A 17,237-nucleotide genomic window follows, 5' to 3' on the forward strand; every position below is an offset into this window, starting at 1 on the left:
TTGATCGCTCCCGAATGCACGGGAGCGATCACGGCAATCACTCGGCAGCCGGGGCCGGGGTGCTGCGTTTTTTCAGCGGGGCCATGCCGTCCTGGCTGACCAGGTCGGACTTGGGACGGTTGACCGTCTTGCGTTTGGTCGGCCCTTTGGCCGCGACTTTCTTCTTGTCGCCCTTCGCGTCGGTCTTTTTCTTCTTGACGCCTACCGCCTTGCCGGAGGCCTTGACCTTCTTCGGCCCGCCGTAGGTGCCTTTGACTTCCTTGATAACGCGACGCTCGAAGCTCTGCTTGAGGTAGCGCTCCACGCTCGACATCAGGTTCCAGTCGCCATGACAGATCAGCGAGATCGCCAGACCGTCGCTGCCTGCGCGGCCGGTACGCCCGACGCGGTGGACGTAGTCATCGCCGCTGCGTGGCATGTCGAAGTTGATCACCATGTCCAGACCTTCGACATCAAGGCCACGAGCCGCCACATCGGTGGCAACCATGATCTTCGCACCGCCTTGCTTGAGACGGTCGATGGCCGCCTTGCGGTCCTTCTGGTCCTTGTCGCCGTGCAGCACGAACGCCTTGTATTCCAGCGCCACCAGGCGGCCATACAGACGGTCGGCCATGGCCTTGGTGTTGGTGAAGATAATGGCTTTCTGGTAAGTCTCGTTGGCCAGCAGCCAGTTGAGAACCTGCTCTTTGTGCACGTTGTGGTCAGCAGTGATGATCTGGTGGCGTGTGCCGGAAGCCAGCTCGCTGACGCTGTTGACTTGCAGGTGTTGTGGATCCTTGAGCACCTTGCCGATCATTTCCCGCAGGCCAGCGCCGCCGGTGGTCGCAGAGAACAGCATGGTCTGCTCACGACCGGCACATTCACCGGCCAGACGTTCGACGTCTTCGGAGAAGCCCATGTCCAGCATGCGGTCGGCTTCGTCCAGTACCAGCACTTCAACGTGTTTGAGGTCCAGATTGCCTGCGTTCAACTGCTCCAGCAGACGACCCGGCGTGCCGATCAGAATGTCCGGCACCTTGCGCAGCATGGCGGCCTGAACCTTGAAGTCCTCGCCACCGGTGATCAAACCGGCCTTGACGAAAGTGAACTGCGAAAAGCGCTCGACTTCCTTGAGCGTCTGCTGAGCCAGCTCTCGGGTCGGCAGCAGGATCACCGCACGGATGTCGACGCGAACCTTGGCCGGGCCGATCAGACGGTTGAGGATCGGCAGCACAAATGCGGCGGTCTTGCCGCTACCGGTTTGCGCAGTCACCCGCAGGTCGCGCCCTTGCAGTGCGAGCGGAATGGCGGCCGCCTGCACGGGCGTAGGCTCGACAAATTTAAGCTCGGCCACAGCTTTGAGCAGGCGTTCGTGCAGGGCGAATTCGGAAAACACGGGTGCTACCTCGACGAAAAACAAAAATACAGCTGCATAGCGTAACGGTTTCGAGCGCCGGGGCCGAGTTTCTTTACCACCAAAGGCCGATTTTGTTTACCAACGGGCGAATAAAGGCCAATCGCAAGTTTGCCGGACAATGCCGCCGTCTCGCACCTCGCGCCGATATTTCACCCCTCTTGCGCGCGGAAAATCGAAGGTCGTGATTTCTTTGTCTACCTTCAGATTCGGTTAAGAAAGCGCTTCGATACTCCACCCTACTCGCTGACCGGGGGAGGAGCCTCGCCAATGCCTGATATCGATTCGAACATTCGTCTACCGCTGAGTTTTGGCAATACCGGGGCACCCACCCTGACCCTCTTCCGCGCCTTGGCGCATGAACAGCAGCGTGAACCTCTGGAACTGTTCGTTCAGCAACAATTTCGCAAGGCCCACGACGCCGACGTCAGGCAATTCATGCCGGAGCTTTTCGGACTCCAGGACGGCAGCGGCGCGCTGTGTGCCGTTGCCGGTATCCGTCACGCCAGCGCCGGCACATTGTTTCTGGAGAACTATCTGGATGCGCCCATCGAACAGCAGGTCAACGCTGCGGCAGGCCGCCTGATCGAGCGCCAGGGCATCGTCGAAGTCGGCAACCTGGCGGCCAACAGCCTGGGCAGCGCTCGACTGAGCATCATCACAGTGACCTGGTTGCTGGCGATGAGCGGGTTTGAATGGGTCGCCTTTACCGGCAATGCGGCACTGGTCAACAGCTTCAATCGTCTGGGCCTGAATCCGGTCACGCTGTGCGCTGCCGATCCGGCCCGTCTGGGCGAAGGGCGTCACACCTGGGGCTCGTATTACGACTCACGGCCCAGCGTGCATGTCGGCGATATCCGTGCCGGTTTTCTGCACCTGAGCAGCATGGGCATCTTCGAGCGTTTTGGACTGCCACAGACACTGGAGCCTGATTGCCATGTCGCATGAACGTGAAGCCTTTTGGCTAAGACTGCAGACGCTGGCCGATGAGCAGCCCCGGGCCATCGCCCTGCAAGGCGAAGACCGGACGCTGGATTACGCCGCACTGGTCGAGGAGATTACGCAGCGCCGCGAACAGTTGCGCGTCGCCAATGCGCGGATCGTGGCGCTGATGCTGGACAACAGCCCCGACGCCCTGCTCTGGGACCTGGCCGTGCTGTTCGAAGGCCTGAGCTGCGTGGCGCTGCCGCCGTTCTTCAGCCTCACCCAAAGACGGCATTGCCTGGAACGAAGCCAGGCGGACACGGTGATTACCGTGTCGATCTTCGCCCAAGAGCTGCAGGCCTCTGACTACAGACAACACGGCGCATTCTGGCAACGCCGCGCTGCCGAGCAAGTGTACATGCCAGTGGGCACCGCCAAACTGACCTTTACCTCGGGCACCACAGGCACCCCCAAGGGCGTGTGCCTGAGTGCCGACAGCATCCTCCGAGTTGCTCGCGGGCTTCATGAAGCCAGTCAGTCGGTGCGACCTGTACACCATCTGAGCCTGTTGCCGCTGGCGATCCTGCTGGAAAACATTGGCTGTTATGCAGCCCTGTATGCCGGCGCACGCATCAGCCTGCCAAGCCAGCAGGAACTGGGTATCCAGGGTGCCAGTGGCGTCGACGCCTCGCGTCTGCTGATGTTTTTGCAACAGCGCCGCCCGGACAGCATGATTCTGGTTCCGCAATTGTTGCTGCTGCTGGTGACGGCCTGCGAAGCGGGCGCGTTCGATGCGTCGATGCTGAGCTTCGCTGCAGTCGGTGGCGCGCGCGTCAGCCTTGATCTGCTGTCACGCGCTCAAGCGGCAGGCCTGCCGGTCTTCGAGGGCTATGGCCTGTCGGAGTGCGCCTCGGTCATCACCCTCAATCGACCGGACGCCCAGCGTGCCGGCAGCGTCGGTCGCCCACTGCCGCACATCTGGCTACGCCTGGCCGCTGACGGCGAAGTGCTGGTGGCCGGCAGTCCGATGCTCGGCTATCTGGGCGACACCACACCCGCACCGGCCTGGTGGCCTACCGGCGATCTGGGTGAGCTCGATGCTGACGGCTACCTGTACTTGAAAGGCCGCAAGAAACATCAGTTCGTGACCAGTTTCGGACGCAACGTCAATCCGGAATGGATCGAAGCCGAACTGACCCAGAGCCTCTGCATTGCCCAAGCGTTCGTGTATGGCGAGGCCCTGCCGTCCAACCACGCCCTGCTCTGGCCATCGAGCCCCGGCACCACTGACCTGCAGATCGACGAGGCCGTCAACAAGGCCAATCAGACGCTACCCGATTATGCCCGCGTCACGAGCTGGACCCGCCTCGACGAACCTTTCAGCCCCGCAAACGGTTTGTCTACCGCGAATGGCCGGCCTCGCCGCGAGGCCATTCTTGAACGCTACCAAACACTTTTCACTCCCTCCAACCTGACCCAAGGTGCCTTGTCATGAGTTTTTTTCAGACCCTGCAGGATGCGACCCAGGAACAACGCGAAACCCTGTTCAATCTGCCGATCATCCGCCAGGCAATGGCCGGCCAGGTCTGCCTGGAAAGTTACCGGGCGTTTCTGACTCAGGCCTACTACCACGTGCGCCATACCGTGCCGTTGATGATGGCTTGCGGCGCGCGGCTGCCGTCGCGCATGGAATGGCTGCGCGCGGCCGTCTGTGAGTACATCGAGGACGAATACGGGCATGAAAAGTGGGTAATCAACGACCTGCGTGCCTGCGGCGGTCAGGCTGACGCCGTGGAAAACGGCCAACCCGGCGCGCCTATCGAGCTGATGGTCGCCTACCTTTACGACCTCATCGCACGCGGCAACCCGGTGGGCCTGTTCGGCATGGTCAATGTGCTGGAAGGCACCAGCATTGCCTTGGCCACGCACGCAGCAGACAGCATGCGCGAAGGGCTCGGCCTTGGGCCAGAAGCGTTCAGCTACCTGAGTTCTCACGGCAGCCTGGACATCGGCCACATGGAAACCTTCCGCACACTGATGGACAAGGTCGACGATCCGGACGATCAACAGGCCGTGATTCATGCGTCGCGCATGGTTTACCGCCTGTACACCGACATGTTTCGCGAGTTGCCGGGCGCTGCCCTGACCACGCACAAGGAGTCGGCTCATGCGGCTGCCTGACGCGCACGTCGTCCTCACGGGTGCCAGCGGCGGCATCGGTCTGGCCATTGCCGAAGCATTGTGCAGCCAGGGCGCCAAGGTGCTGGCAGTGTCGCGCCATGTGCATCCGCTGCGTCAGCTGCTCGAACTCTACTCAGCCAACCTGCACTGGGTCGAGGCGGACCTGTGCACGGCACAGGGTCGTCAGCAAGTAGTCCGCGCGGTCAGTGCCGTGCCTGGCGTCAACCTGCTGATCAATGCGGCGGGCACCAACCATTTCGCGATGCTCGAACAGCTGTCAGCCAGCGACATCGATTCCATGCTGACCCTCAATGTGCATGCACCGATCCAGTTGACCAGCCTGATGCTGCCGGTGCTCAAGCAGGCCAGCGAAGCCATGGTGGTCAACGTCGGTTCTACCTACGGCTCCATCGGCCATGCCGGGTATGCGACCTACTGCGCCAGCAAGTTTGCGTTGCGAGGGTTTTCCGAAGCGCTGCGTCGCGAGCTGGCCGACACCCGGGTGGGCGTACTGTACGTCGCCCCGCGCGCCACCCGGACCAGCATGAACAGCGCCGCAGCACAGGCACTGAACGACGCGCTGAGTTCAGCAGTCGACGACCCGCAGGACGTCGCCCAGGCGGTGCTCCAGGCCATTGCAGGCAACCGCAGAGAGCTTTACCTGGGTTGGCCGGAGCGTTTTTTCGTCAGGCTCAACAGCCTGTTGCCGACCCTCGTGGACCGCGGCCTGCGCAAGCACCTCCCGTTGATCCGCCACCACAGTTCACCCATTGCGCAAGAGAAGCACATACCATGAAAAGAATCGCTTTCGTCGTCATGAGCCTGATCAGCCTGCCGCTCTGGGCACTCGATGCACCCGACCAGCAACGTCTGGCCGGTATCCAGAAGGAATGGGCGCATATTCAGTACGGCCTGCCCGAGAAGCAGCGTGTCGACGCGTTCGAGAAGCTGGCCACGCAAGCCACGGCCTTCACTCAGGATCGTCCCGACGCAGCAGAAGCGTGGATCTGGTCGGGCATCGTCACCAGCAGTTGGGCCGGGGCACAAGGCGGCCTTGGTGCGCTGGGCAAAGCCAAACAGGCAAAGGCCGACCTGGAAAAGGCCATGACCCTGGACGCCAATGCCTTGCAGGGCTCGGCCTACACCAGCCTGGCAGCGCTGTATGACAAGGTTCCGGGTTGGCCGATAGGCTTCGGCGACTCGGCCAAGGCCGGGCAATTGCTGGAGCAGGCGTTGAAACTCAACCCGAACGGCATAGATACGCTATTTTTCTCGGCGCAGCATCAGTTCGATCAGGGCAACTATGCTCAAGCACAGCAAGCCCTGAACAAGGCGTTGCAGGCACCACCCCGTCCGGGCCGTGAAGAGGCCGACGCCGGGCGCAGGAAAGACATCCAGTCGCTGCTCGCCAGCGTGAACAAGAAGCTCAACTGACGGAGACACCATGCGTCTGCTGCTTATCGAAGACGACGTTGCACTGGGCGAAGGCATTCAGCAGGCACTCAGCCGGGAAGGCTACACCGTTGACTGGATCAAGGACGGCAGCAGCGCCCTGCATGCCCTGCTCAGCGAGAGCTTCGATCTGGCCATTCTCGACGTCGGCCTGCCGACGCTGAGTGGGTTTGAAGTCCTGCGTCGACTGCGTCACAGCGGCTCGACGCTGCCGGTCATGATCCTGACCGCACGCGACGCCACCGAAGACCGGATTATCGGCCTGGACAGTGGCGCTGACGATTACCTGGTCAAACCCTTCGATGTGTCCGAGCTCAAAGCCCGCTTGCGCGCCCTGCTACGCCGCAGTGCCGGGCGCGCCAAGGTGCTGATCGAACACAACGGCATCCGCCTGGACCCCAGCACGCAACAGGTCAGCTATCACGATGCCGCAGTTGCCCTGACGCCCAAGGAATACCAATTGCTGTATGAATTGCTCTCGCCACCAGGCAGGGTCATGACCCGCGAACGGCTGATGCAGCTGCTCTATGGCTGGAACGAAGAGGCCGAAAGCAACACCCTTGAAGTGCACATTCACCATCTGCGCAAAAAGTTTTCCAGCACCCTGATCCGTACCATTCGAGGCGTGGGTTACCTGGTGGAGGAGCGTTCTTGAAGTCGATACGCCGCCGCACACTGACCCTGATCATCGGCCTGCTGCTGAGTGGTCTTCTGGTACTGACGCTGTTCAACGTGCATGACAGCAATCACGAAATCGCGGAAATCTACGATGCCCAGCTGGCGCAGAACGCGAGGCTGCTGGAAGGCGTGATGCGCATGCCCATGGAGCGCAAGGAACATGCGCAACTCTATCAGGCCTTTAATCAGGCCCTCGCCCAGGCTGAACCACGTGTGGACGGCCACCCTTACGAGGGCAAGATCGCCTTTCAGGTCTGGGACAAGGACAACAACTCGCTGGTACACACTGCCAGCGCCCCGACCTTCACTCATCCGCCACAGAGCACCGGGTTCAGTGATTTCAACGACATGGCCGGCCATCAATGGCGAGCCTTCGTGCTCAGGGACGAGCAGCATGGTCTGCTGGTCTGGGTCGGTGAGCGCGATGACGTGCGCTCGGATCTGGTCAATCGCATTGTGCGTCACACAGTCTTGCCGAACCTGATCGGCAGTCTGGTGCTGATGATCGCCATCTGGCTGGCGATCCGCTGGGGGCTGAGGCCGCTGGCCGATTTCGCCAATACCCTGCGCGGCCGTAACGCCGGTGCTCTGCACCCGCTGCAGCTCAACGCCCTGCCCACCGAACTGGAACCCATGCAGGCCGCCCTGAACCGCCTGCTGGGACAGATCCAGGACCTGCTCAAACGCGAGCGGCGCTTCATCGCCGATGCGGCCCACGAAATGCGCACGCCTCTGGCGGTCCTGCGGGTGCACGCGCAAAACGTCCTGGAAGCGCACAACGAAGAACAGCGGAAACAGTCGCTGGGCTACCTGATCATCGGCGTGGACCGTACCACGCGGCTGGTCAACCAGTTGCTGACCATTGCGCGCCTGGAACCCGGCCCGTCGCCAGCGGGCAAGGTGGCGGTGGATCTGGTCAGCGCTGTGCGCGACAGTCTGGTGCAATTGACCCCGTGGGTGCTGAGCAAGCATCTGGAGTTGTCCTTTGAGTGCAGTGAAGCCAGCCGCGACGTAACGGTGGACTTCCCCGCGCTGGACATCGCCTTGCACAACCTGATCACCAATGCCGTCAACTTTTCACCCGAGGGCGGCCAGGTCACGGTGGAACTGACGTTCAGTGAGCATTGCTTCCGGCTCAATGTCGACGATCAGGGCCCCGGTATCGATGAGCAGGAGCGCGAACGCTTGTTCGAGCCGTTCTACAGCCGTGGCAACGATCAAGGAGTAGGTCTGGGGCTGGCCATCGTGGAGAAAGTCGCGCTGCTGATGGGTGGCAACGTAAGCCTCGACAATCGTCCGGAGGGCGGGCTCAGGGCCAGTCTCCAGGCGCCGTTGCGCTGAGCATTGAGCAACGCGCCGAGGGACGGCCATCGAGCGCCGTCACGACACCGGCAGCAGCACATCGACCACCAGACCGCCGCCCGGCCGATTGCGTGCGGCGATCTGCCCGCCGTGCATTTCGATAGCCCGCAGGGCGATGGCCAGGCCCAGGCCAAAGCCCTGCGCGGCATTCTCCGGACCGCGCTCGAAGGGCTGGAAAATCCGTTGCAGGCACGCCTCGTCCACACCCGGCCCCTGATCGATGACATTGACCATCAGGCACAGCGGCTGGGCCTGAACGTTGGCGACCACCACTACATCCGTGCCGACCGCCGTGTGGCGAACGGCATTGCGGATCACGTTTTCGAAGGCCCGGTAGAGCAGTTCGCTGTCGACCTGTGCGACGAAAGACCCGGGAGCCTGCAGCCTGACCCGACACTGCTTCAGTCCGGCCTCGAATTCGGCATCTTCGACGATGGCCGCCAGCAGGCTGATGACATCGACCTGGTCGCGGGTCAGGCTTTCGACATCGCTCTGCATGCGCGCCAGGGTCAGCAATTCTTCGATCAGTGAGTCCATGCGCTCCGATTCGCGCTCGATGCGTTCGAGCATGTCCAGTTGGGTCGGCTCCTGGCGCAGCAGGCCGATGGCGGCACTCATGCGCGTCAGCGGCGAACGCAGCTCATGGGAAATGTCATGCAGCAGTTGTTGCTGGGAGTCGGCCATGACCTTGAGCTGATTGGCCATGCGGTCGCAATCCTCGGCGAGGTCGACGATTTCATCGCGCCGGCGGCCCATATCAGGTTTCACCCGTGTGTCGAATCGGCCTCTGGCGACCTTGCCCATCGCCTCGCGCAATTTAATCAGCGGTGCCACCAGATAGCTGCTGAGAAACCAGCTGAACAGCGCACTCATGACCGTGCCGGTGATCAGCGGATTGAGGTGAGAGGGTTGATCGTCATGGTTGGGGCGCTGGGTAGAGCGGATATGCACGAGTGCACCTTCGCGTGTGCGCACGGCGAGTTCGAAGCGAGGGTTTTCCAGCAAATCGCCCGCCAGCAGCATCCCCTGGCTGTCGTACAGACCGACCTTGCTGTGACCCTCCGGCTGCCAGGCATCGAGCAACGCCTGCCCTGCGGCAATGCCCGAGCGCTGCAAAATGCGCACTTCGTTGTCGAGCACCGTGCTGAACGAAGGATCGCCACGCCCCGACTGGGTGAACATGAACAGGCCGGCACCGACCATGAAGGTCAGGCTGGTCGCCAGCCAGAACGCCAGAAACAGCTTCCAGAACAACCGGCTCGGTCTCATGGCGTGATCAACATATAGCCCAGATTGCGCACGCTCTGTATCCAGCTCTGGTTATCGTTGCGCGGGCCGAGCTTGTGGCGAATGCTGCTGATGTGCACGTCGATACTGCGATCGTAGCGGGCCAGCGGCCGTCCCAGCGCGTTCATCGACAGGTTCTGTTTGCTGACCAGTTGCCCGGCATGCCGCGCCAGCTCTTCGAGCAGGCAGAACTCGTTGCCGGTCAGTTCAAGCGTCACGCCCTGCCAGCGCGCTTCACGCTTGCCTGGCCAGAGCATCAGCTCTCCGGCCTGAATCACATCCCTGACCGTCTCGATCACCGGCACCGCACGCACCCGGCGCATGATCGCCCGCAGACGCGCCACCAGCTCACCCGGCGAGCTGGGCTTGGGCACGTAATCGTCGGCGCCCAATTCCAGACCGGAAATACGGTCGATATTGTCGCCGCGTGCGGTCAGCAGAATCACCGGCACCTGGCTTTGCGCACGGATCCTCCGCAGCACCTCAATACCGGAGATGCGCGGCATCATGATGTCCAGCACGACGATGTCGTGACGCCCGGACAAGGCTTCAACCTCGCCCTCTTCAGCGCTGTTGGTGCAGGTCACGTCGAAGCTTTCACGGGTCAGGTACTGGCTGAGCATTTCCGTCAGTTCCCGGTCATCGTCGACAAGCAATACGGAAGTCATGGCAGGCCCTTGATTGGTGGTTGCCGATTATCCCGGCGCTGCTGCGGCGTGTCAGCCGGGCTCGATGATCTTTACCTAACCTTACACGGCGTTAACCGTCCCCAACATGCCCTCGCCCTATGCTGCGCAGCCAACAGCGCCCGCCGGACCGGCCCTTTCTGGCGTGTCATCGGCAGCGCTCAAATGCCTTTGTCGCAGCTTTCTGGAAAGGGTTTGATGATTTCTTCGCGTCTGCTTCTATCGTTCTGCCTGTTAATCAGCGTCCCGCTGGCACACGCCGACACTTTTTCCATCTCGGACATCCGCGTCAACGGCCTGCAACGCGTATCAGCCGGCAGCGTATTCTCTGCGCTGCCGCTCAATGTCGGCGATCAGGCCGATGAGCAGCGCCTGGCCGACGCGTCGCGCTCACTGTTCAAGACCGGTTTCTTTCAGGACATCAACGTTGCACGCGATGGCAATGTGCTGGTGATCAATGTAGTCGAACGCCCCTCTATCGCCAGTATCGAGATTGTCGGCAACAAGGTCATCAGCACCGACGACCTGATGAAGGGGCTCAAGCAGTCGGGGCTCAGTGAAGGCGAGATATTCCAGCGCGCCACGCTGGAGGGCGTGCGCAATGAACTGCAACGCCAATATGTCTCCCAGGGCCGCTACAGTGCCTCGGTCGATACCGAGGCGCTGCCTGCACCACGTAACCGCATCGCCCTGAAAATCACCATCGACGAAGGGACGGTGGCGTCGATCCAGCACATCAACGTGGTCGGCAACACCGTGTTCTCCGATGAACAGCTGGCTGATCAGTTTCAGCTCAAGACCAGCAACTGGCTGTCGTTTTTCAAGAACGATGACAAGTACGCCCGCGAAAAACTTTCCGGCGACCTGGAGCGACTGCGCTCCTGGTACCTGGACCGCGGCTACATCAACATGGATATCAACTCGACGCAGGTGTCGCTGACGCCTGACAAGAAAGGCGTGTTCATTACCGTCAATATCACCGAAGGCGACCGGTATACGGTGGGCAGCGTCAAACTGGGCGGCGACCTGAAAGTGCCGAAGGACCAGCTCGAACAACTGATTCTGGTCAAACCGGGCCAGGTGTTTTCACGCAAGGTCATGACTGACAGCACCAACCTGATCACCCGCCGTCTGGGCAACGATGGCTACACTTTCGCCAACGTCAACGGCTTGCCGAAAGCCAACGATGCCGATCACACCGTTGATATCAGTTTCGTGGTCGACCCCGGCAAGCGCGCCTACGCCAACCGCATCAACTTTCGCGGCAACACCAAGACCGCCGACGAAGTGCTGCGCCGTGAAATGCGCCAGATGGAAGGCGGCTGGGCCTCGACCTACCTGATCGACCAGTCGAAGGTGCGCCTGGAGCGTCTCGGTTTCTTCAAGGAAGTGAACGTCGAAACGCCAGCGGCCCCCGGCACCGACGATCAGGTGGACATCAACTACGCCGTCGAAGAACAGGCCTCGGGCAACATCACCGCCAGCGTGGGCTTTTCGCAAAGCGCCGGGCTGATACTCGGCGGCTCTATCTCGCAGAACAACATTCTCGGCACCGGCAACTTCGCCAGCCTCGGCATGACCCGCTCCGAGTACCAGACCAAGTACAACTTCGCGTTCACCAACCCGTACTTCACGCCTGACGGGGTGAGCCTGGGCTACAACGTTTTCTACAACGCGACCGACTACAGCAAGTATTACGATGACGACGACGAGGTCTCCTACTACTCGCTCAACAGCGTGGGCGCAGGGGTCAACCTCGGCTATCCGATCAGCGAAACATCGCGCCTGACCTACGGGCTGTCGATCCAGCGTGACACCCTCGACGCCGGCAGCTACAGCGCTGACGAGATCTACGACTTCATTGAGCGCGAGGGTGATGCGTTCACCAACCTCAAGGCCAGCGTCGGCTGGTCGGAATCGACCCTCAACAAGGGCGTACTTGCCACCCGCGGGCACTCGCAAAGTCTGACCCTGACCAGCACCGTGCCGGGCAGTGACCTGCAGTTCTACAAACTCGACTACAACGGCCAGACCTTCCTGCCGCTCAGCGACACCACCTCGCTGCGCCTGCATACCAAACTCGGCTACGGCAACGGTTACGGCGATACCGACGGCCTGCCCTTCTACGAAAACTATACGGCGGGCGGCCAGGCCACGGTGCGCGGCTTCAAGGACGGCACGCTGGGGCCGCGCAATACCCCGGCCACCGGCACCTACGCCAGTCAGGGGCAGATCTACTATTCCGACCGCGACACCGAAGCCCTGGGCGGCAACATCCTGATCACCGGCGGCATGGAATACCTCTTCCCGATGCCCTTCGTCAAAGACCAGAAATCCCTGCGCACCTCGCTGTTCTGGGACTTCGGCACGGTTTACGCCGACAAGTGCTACCTGACCACCACGCAGAACTGCGGCAACATCAATATCGACCAGATGGCCAGTTCGGTCGGCGTCGGCTTGACCTGGTACTCGCCGCTCGGCCCCCTGAGCTTCGACCTCGCCGTGCCGATCAAAAAGCCCGAAGACGCCGAGACCCAAGTGTTCCAGTTCTCGCTGGGCCAGACCTTTTGAGGCGGAGCTTTTACAGCATGAACAAGGCGGTCTTTACCCAGCATTACCTGGCCCGGACCGCGCTTTACATCCCGTCGTTGAATACTGCCTGCACTACTCATCAGGTCAGGAGTCGTTACATGAGCCGCGAAGTCAGACAGATCACCCCCGATGTGCAGGAAATCATCCAGCACGCCTTGCGCTCGCTGCTGGGCAAAGGCTTCGTCATCGCGCTGTTCGGCAGCGAGGATGCAACCGGGGCCATGCACTACCATTTGCGTATCGACCACGACGCCACGGGGCTGGGCATCGAGCATCACGACAACGTCGAAGACGGTTTCATCGACGATATCTTCATGCTCGCCACCCGCATGAAAGCCATGCTCAAGCAGCGCGAAACCCTGTCTCGCATGCATGGCGGCAGCCAGGCGACGGGTCAGGTGCGGCTGCTGACCTGGATCACCGAGGACAACAGCCAGACGGTCATGCAAACCGCCGAGGCTGCGGGGCGCGAGTGTTTGAGTGCGTTGCGCGAGCGCAGGCTGCGGGCTTGAATCGTGAGCGTCGCACGGCTCAATCAATGGCCGAGACCATCAGTTCTCGCAACCACCTATGAGCCGGATCGCGGTGCAAACGCTCTGGCCACAGCATGAGCATTTCAAACCCCGGAATCGAAAGCGGCGGTTCCTGAACCACGAGCGTCGGCTGGCCGCGCACCAGCCGTTCAGGCACCACGGCAACCAGGTCGCTGCTGGTCAATGCCGACACCAGCGAGCCGAAATGCGGCGCCGACAATACGACCCGCCGACTTAACCCCAGCGCCGCCAAGGCCTGATCGGTGCTGCCGGCGAAGCCACCGCCGTTGGGAGACATGACCGCATGCTCCAGCTCACAGAAACGTGTCAGCGACACGGGTTGCACAAGGTCCGGATGATCATGCCGGCCAGCAAGCACATAACGCTCATGGATCAACGACCGCTGGCGCAGCTTGGGCGGCGCCTCCTCGCGGGTGTGCAACGCCAGATCCAGCCGACCGCTTTCAAGATCTGCGGCCAGGCTGACAGGGTGCTTGTTCAACAGGGCCAGACGTGTGCCCGGAGCACTGCTGCGCAACCTGCCGAGCGACGGCCATATCAATGCGATGGTCGCGTAGTCGCTGGCAGCCACACGCCAGGTGTGATCGGCCGTTGCCGGATCGAAATCCCGGCCGGGCAGCAAAGCAGACTCCAGCGCTGCAAGTGCCTGCCTGAGAGGTTCGCGCAGTTCTTCAGCCCGCGCGGTCGGGGTCATGCCCCGCGGTCCCGGCAACAACAATGGATCGTCCAGCACTTGCCTCAGCCTGCCCAATTGCAGGCTGACGGTGGGCTGGGTCAGGTTCAGCCGATGCGCCGCACGGGTCACGTTCTGCTCCGAGAGAAGTGCATCCAGCGTGACCAGCAGATTGAGGTCGATACGCCGCAAGGTATTGTTCATGCACATACCAAGTGTTTGGGAGATTGATTTCCAGCATACCCGATCGAGTCTGTAGCGTTGCCTCATTAGAGACAAACCGGAGCCCTCATGAACGTACTTATTGTCTACGCCCACCCCGAACCGCGCTCGCTGAACGGTTCGTTGAAAGACTTCGCAGTCGATCATCTGCAGAACAACGGCCATCAAGTGCAGGTGTCCGACCTCTACCAGATGGGCTGGAAAGCGATCATCGACGCCAACGATGCTCCCGGTCATGAAACAAGCAGCCGCTTTGACCCTGCCCTTGAGTCGCAACGCGTGTTTGCCGCCGGTATTCAGCCGCCGGACATCGAGGCCGAACAGGCCAAACTACTCTGGGCAGACGCCGTCATATTCCAGTTTCCGCTCTGGTGGTTTTCGATGCCCGCGATCATGAAAGGCTGGATAGAGCGGGTGTACGCCTGTGGTTTCGCCTACGGCGTGGGCGAGCACAGCGACCAGCACTGGGGTGATCGCTATGGTGAAGGAACGCTGGCAGGCAAGCGCGCCATGCTGACGGTGACCATGGGCGGCTGGGAGTCCCACTACAGCGAGCGTGGCGTAAACGGGGCGCTGAACGACGTACTCTTTCCTATCCAGCACGGCATCCTGTTCTATCCAGGTTTCGATGTGCTCGCGCCCTTCCCTGTGTACCGGGCAGGCAAAGTGGACAGCGCAACATTTGCGCAGATTTGCGCCGACTATGGCGACCGCCTGGATACCCTGTTCACCCTTGAACCCTTGCCCTTTCGCAGGCAAAACGACGGCGACTACGAGATCCCGGCGCTGACATTGCGAGCGGATCTTGCAACAGGCCGGCAGGGGCTGGACATTCACCTGCGCGATCAGTGACTGATAAAGAAAAGACCCTGCTTGTGCAGGGCCTTTTCATGCGTAGTGTTTTCTGGCGGACTACTTCAGGTTGTTCTTGAAAAACTCGCCCAGCTTGTCGAACGGGATCAGATCGACCCGATCGTACAGATCCACATGCCCGGCTTCCGGCACGATGATCAATTGCTTGGGCTGGCCGGCCAGTTTGTACGCTTCCTCGCTGAACTCCAGCGAGTGCGCCTTTGAACCGGCGATGAACAACATCGGGCGTGGCGAGATGGTCGCGATGTCGTTGAACGGATAGAAGTTCATGAACTTGATGTTGCTGGTCAGCGTCGGGTGAGTGGTCAGTTCGGGGGACTGGCCTTCGGGCGTGAACTCGCCCCGCGGCGTGCGATAGAAATCATAGAACTCGCGTTCGATCGGGCCGGATGTGTCAGTCAGTTTGTGTACCGTGCCGCTGGTATACGCAGTGTCGCCGCCGCTGTATTCCACGTCGCGCTGCAGTGCCGCCTGCTCGATGATCTTCTTGCGCTGCGCCAGCGTCTGCGAGTGTTTCAGGCCGTTGCGGTTGGCGGCGCCCATGTCATACATGCTCACCGTGGCAATGGCTTTCATGCGCGGGTCGATCTTCGCGGCACTGATGACAAAGCTGCCACTGCCGCAAATCCCCAGCACGCCGATTCGTTTTTTGTCCACGAAGGTCTGAGTGCCCAGGAAGTCCACTGCAGCACTGAAGTCTTCGGCGTAGAGATCGGGTGAAACGGCGTTACGCGGCTGGCCTTCGCTCCCGCCCCAGAACGACAGGTCCAGCGACAAGGTGACAAACCCTTGCTCGGCCAGTTTCTGCGCGTACAGGTTGGCACTTTGCTCCTTCACCGCCCCCATCGGATGGCCAACGATGATTGCCGGAGCTTTAACGTTCGGGTTCGAGCCTTTGGGTATAAATAGATTGCCCGCGACTTTCATCTTGTACTGGTTGTTGAACAGCACTTTTTGCGCAACGACCTTGTCGCTTGTGTAGAAATTATCGGCACCGTGAGACATGTCTGCTCCTGTCGCAGCGTATGAGCTTATTAAAAGCCCAAGCATCAAAAGAATATTTTTCATGGCGTGTTACCTCGTTGAGAAATTGACCCGCGTTTATCTGCCCGGCCCTGACCGGTGTTGCTTTCCTGCACAGACGCGTTGTCGCGTGCCGTCCAGGCCAGCGCGGCCGAACACGCCAGTAACACGCCACCGAATGCGAACGGGCTCCACCAACCAAGGCTGTCAAACAGCGCGCCGCCGATGCCGGCCCCGGCGGTGATCGCTAATTGAATGGTCGCCACCATCAGGCCGCCGCCTGCCTCGGCATCGTCGGGCAGCGTGCGGCTCAACCAGAGGCCCCAGGCGACTGGTGCCGGCGTGGCAATCAGGCCCCAGACGGCAAGCACAATGGCGACGGACTGTGGCGAATGACCCAGACCAGTCAGCGCCACGGCCAGCACCGCCATCAGCAGCGGAATGACGATCAGGCAGGCATACAGGCCTTTGTGCAGCAGCCTGCCGATCAGGTAGGTGCCGACCAGCCCGCTGGCCCCCAGCGCCAAAAGCATCAGGGACAACGTGTTGACGCTGACCCCGGTGATCTCTTCCAGAAACGGGCGCAGGTAGGTGAAGACGGCGAACTGGCCCATGAACAGCAACAGGATCGCGCTCATGCCGACGGCCACTTGCGGGTTGCGCAGCAGGCGGAACGGATTGCGTGCCCGGTTGTTCGGCTGGCTGCGCATGGCCGGCAGGCTCAGCCACTGCCAGGCAAACGCCAGCGCCGCAAGCGGGATGACCAGGAAAAACGCGCCGCGCCAGCCGATGTACTGGCCCATGAAGCTGCCCAATGGCGCGGCGACCGTTGCAGCCAGCGCATTGCCGCCGTTGATCAGTGCCAGGCCCTTGGCGACCGATTGCTTCGGCACCAGCTTCATCACGGTAGCGGTCGACATCGACCAGAAGCCGCCGATGGCGATCCCGAGCAATGCACGGCCTGTCATGAACAACCAGCCGTTGGAGGCCAGCGTGACGATCACGCCAGACACCAGCAGCAACAGGCTGAAGCCCAGCAGGACAGGCTTGCGATCCAGATGCCCGGTGAGCGGCGTGTTCAGCAGGCTGGTCAGCACGGCAAAAAAACCGGAGATCGAAATCGCCTGCCCTGCCTGCCCCTGACTGATGCCCAGGTCCTGCGCGATGGGTGTCAGCAGGCTGACCGGCATGAACTCCGACGCAATCAGCACCACCACACACAGCGCCATCGAAAACACGGCGCCCCAGGCTGGCGGATGTGCTGTCGTCTCAGCCCCCTTTAGCGTTGAATCGAATGCTTGCATGCGTCCTGACCTGGCGATATTGAAAATAGTCGG

Annotated in this window: 16 protein-coding genes; 10 read left to right on the plus strand and 6 right to left on the minus strand. The window is 61.3% G+C overall.

Features of this window, described 5'->3' with window-relative positions; genetic code table 11:
- Positions 1-37: 37 nt before the first annotated feature.
- Positions 38-1,375 carry a DEAD/DEAH box helicase gene (locus JOE39_RS12875; protein WP_003402477.1) on the minus strand — a complete coding sequence of 446 codons (1,338 nt, stop codon included), beginning with the start codon at positions 1,373-1,375 and terminating at the stop codon, positions 38-40.
- 288 nt (positions 1,376-1,663) lie between these two features.
- On the opposite strand from JOE39_RS12875, the gene JOE39_RS12880 reads away from it, so the two are divergent.
- From JOE39_RS12880 to JOE39_RS12910, 7 genes are read left to right on the plus strand one after another with little or no spacing between them, the layout of a single operon-like run.
- Positions 1,664-2,341 carry a thermostable hemolysin gene (locus JOE39_RS12880; RefSeq protein ID WP_024664874.1) on the plus strand — a complete coding sequence of 226 codons (678 nt, stop codon included), beginning with the start codon at positions 1,664-1,666 and terminating at the stop codon, positions 2,339-2,341.
- Entirely contained in the window at positions 2,331-3,812 is a 1,482-nt protein-coding gene (locus tag JOE39_RS12885) for an AMP-binding protein (protein ID WP_210077292.1), read from the plus strand. Before JOE39_RS12880 ends, JOE39_RS12885 begins: the two co-directional genes overlap by 11 nt.
- Positions 3,809-4,498 (plus strand): iron-containing redox enzyme family protein, encoded by a 690-nt coding sequence (locus JOE39_RS12890; protein WP_210077290.1) that lies wholly within the window; start codon positions 3,809-3,811, stop codon positions 4,496-4,498. Before JOE39_RS12885 ends, JOE39_RS12890 begins: the two co-directional genes overlap by 4 nt.
- Positions 4,485-5,294: an SDR family oxidoreductase gene (locus JOE39_RS12895; protein ID WP_210077288.1), complete on the plus strand. Its 810-nt coding sequence runs from the start codon at positions 4,485-4,487 to the stop codon at positions 5,292-5,294. Before JOE39_RS12890 ends, JOE39_RS12895 begins: the two co-directional genes overlap by 14 nt.
- Positions 5,291-5,932: a tetratricopeptide repeat protein gene (locus JOE39_RS12900; RefSeq protein WP_024664877.1), complete on the plus strand. Its 642-nt coding sequence runs from the start codon at positions 5,291-5,293 to the stop codon at positions 5,930-5,932. The genes JOE39_RS12895 and JOE39_RS12900 overlap by 4 nt, the downstream gene beginning before the upstream one ends.
- Positions 5,933-5,942: 10 nt before the next feature.
- Entirely contained in the window at positions 5,943-6,605 is a 663-nt protein-coding gene (locus tag JOE39_RS12905; protein ID WP_003393295.1) for a response regulator, read from the plus strand.
- A complete protein-coding gene (locus JOE39_RS12910; RefSeq protein ID WP_003393296.1) occupies positions 6,602-7,969 on the plus strand; it encodes an ATP-binding protein in 1,368 nt (455 codons plus the stop codon). The genes JOE39_RS12905 and JOE39_RS12910 overlap by 4 nt, the downstream gene beginning before the upstream one ends.
- A 39-nt stretch (positions 7,970-8,008) precedes the next feature.
- Here the strand turns inward: JOE39_RS12910 and JOE39_RS12915 are convergent, their stop codons facing one another.
- Both JOE39_RS12915 and JOE39_RS12920 read right to left on the minus strand, forming a co-directional pair.
- Positions 8,009-9,244, minus strand: a complete 1,236-nt coding sequence (locus JOE39_RS12915) for an ATP-binding protein (protein ID WP_032659941.1) — start codon at positions 9,242-9,244, stop codon at positions 8,009-8,011.
- Positions 9,245-9,255: 11 nt separating this feature from the next.
- On the minus strand, positions 9,256-9,945 hold the full coding sequence (locus tag JOE39_RS12920; protein WP_003393298.1) for a response regulator transcription factor: 690 nt from the start codon (positions 9,943-9,945) through the stop codon (positions 9,256-9,258).
- Positions 9,946-10,161: 216 nt separating this feature from the next.
- Here JOE39_RS12920 and bamA point away from each other — a divergent pair, with 216 nt between their 5' ends.
- Positions 10,162-12,534: an outer membrane protein assembly factor BamA gene (bamA, locus tag JOE39_RS12925; protein ID WP_210077286.1), complete on the plus strand. Its 2,373-nt coding sequence runs from the start codon at positions 10,162-10,164 to the stop codon at positions 12,532-12,534.
- Between the two features lie 119 nt (positions 12,535-12,653).
- Positions 12,654-13,067 carry a hypothetical protein gene (locus tag JOE39_RS12930; protein ID WP_003393300.1) on the plus strand — a complete coding sequence of 138 codons (414 nt, stop codon included), beginning with the start codon at positions 12,654-12,656 and terminating at the stop codon, positions 13,065-13,067.
- A 19-nt stretch (positions 13,068-13,086) separates the two neighbouring features.
- On the opposite strand, the gene JOE39_RS12935 is transcribed toward JOE39_RS12930, so the two are convergent.
- A complete protein-coding gene (locus JOE39_RS12935) occupies positions 13,087-13,986 on the minus strand; it encodes a LysR family transcriptional regulator (protein WP_198706076.1) in 900 nt (299 codons plus the stop codon).
- Positions 13,987-14,073: 87 nt separating this feature from the next.
- Here JOE39_RS12935 and JOE39_RS12940 point away from each other — a divergent pair, with 87 nt between their 5' ends.
- Entirely contained in the window at positions 14,074-14,856 is a 783-nt protein-coding gene (locus tag JOE39_RS12940) for an NAD(P)H-dependent oxidoreductase (RefSeq protein WP_198706075.1), read from the plus strand.
- 60 nt (positions 14,857-14,916) lie between these two features.
- Here JOE39_RS12940 and JOE39_RS12945 read toward each other — a convergent pair whose 3' ends face one another.
- Positions 14,917-15,945: an alpha/beta hydrolase gene (locus JOE39_RS12945; RefSeq protein ID WP_024649943.1), complete on the minus strand. Its 1,029-nt coding sequence runs from the start codon at positions 15,943-15,945 to the stop codon at positions 14,917-14,919.
- Positions 15,942-17,204 carry an MFS transporter gene (locus JOE39_RS12950; protein WP_057445702.1) on the minus strand — a complete coding sequence of 421 codons (1,263 nt, stop codon included), beginning with the start codon at positions 17,202-17,204 and terminating at the stop codon, positions 15,942-15,944. Before JOE39_RS12950 ends, JOE39_RS12945 begins: the two co-directional genes overlap by 4 nt.
- Positions 17,205-17,237 lie beyond the last annotated feature (33 nt).

Source organism: Pseudomonas sp. PvP100 (assembly GCF_017833055.1).
Taxonomy (GTDB): Bacteria; Pseudomonadota; Gammaproteobacteria; order Pseudomonadales; family Pseudomonadaceae; genus Aquipseudomonas; species Aquipseudomonas syringae.

Coding starts and splice junctions, on each gene's coding strand:
- JOE39_RS12935 (WP_198706076.1), bottom strand. CDS start 13,986: ATGAACAATACCTTGCGGCGTATCGACCTCAATCTGCTGGTCACGCTG.
- JOE39_RS12945 (WP_024649943.1), bottom strand. CDS start 15,945: ATGAAAAATATTCTTTTGATGCTTGGGCTTTTAATAAGCTCATACGCT.
- bamA (WP_210077286.1), top strand. CDS start 10,162: ATGATTTCTTCGCGTCTGCTTCTATCGTTCTGCCTGTTAATCAGCGTC.
- JOE39_RS12905 (WP_003393295.1), top strand. CDS start 5,943: ATGCGTCTGCTGCTTATCGAAGACGACGTTGCACTGGGCGAAGGCATT.
- JOE39_RS12920 (WP_003393298.1), bottom strand. CDS start 9,945: ATGACTTCCGTATTGCTTGTCGACGATGACCGGGAACTGACGGAAATG.
- JOE39_RS12900 (WP_024664877.1), top strand. CDS start 5,291: ATGAAAAGAATCGCTTTCGTCGTCATGAGCCTGATCAGCCTGCCGCTC.
- JOE39_RS12890 (WP_210077290.1), top strand. CDS start 3,809: ATGAGTTTTTTTCAGACCCTGCAGGATGCGACCCAGGAACAACGCGAA.
- JOE39_RS12880 (WP_024664874.1), top strand. CDS start 1,664: ATGCCTGATATCGATTCGAACATTCGTCTACCGCTGAGTTTTGGCAAT.
- JOE39_RS12930 (WP_003393300.1), top strand. CDS start 12,654: ATGAGCCGCGAAGTCAGACAGATCACCCCCGATGTGCAGGAAATCATC.
- JOE39_RS12885 (WP_210077292.1), top strand. CDS start 2,331: ATGTCGCATGAACGTGAAGCCTTTTGGCTAAGACTGCAGACGCTGGCC.
- JOE39_RS12950 (WP_057445702.1), bottom strand. CDS start 17,204: ATGCAAGCATTCGATTCAACGCTAAAGGGGGCTGAGACGACAGCACAT.
- JOE39_RS12895 (WP_210077288.1), top strand. CDS start 4,485: ATGCGGCTGCCTGACGCGCACGTCGTCCTCACGGGTGCCAGCGGCGGC.
- JOE39_RS12940 (WP_198706075.1), top strand. CDS start 14,074: ATGAACGTACTTATTGTCTACGCCCACCCCGAACCGCGCTCGCTGAAC.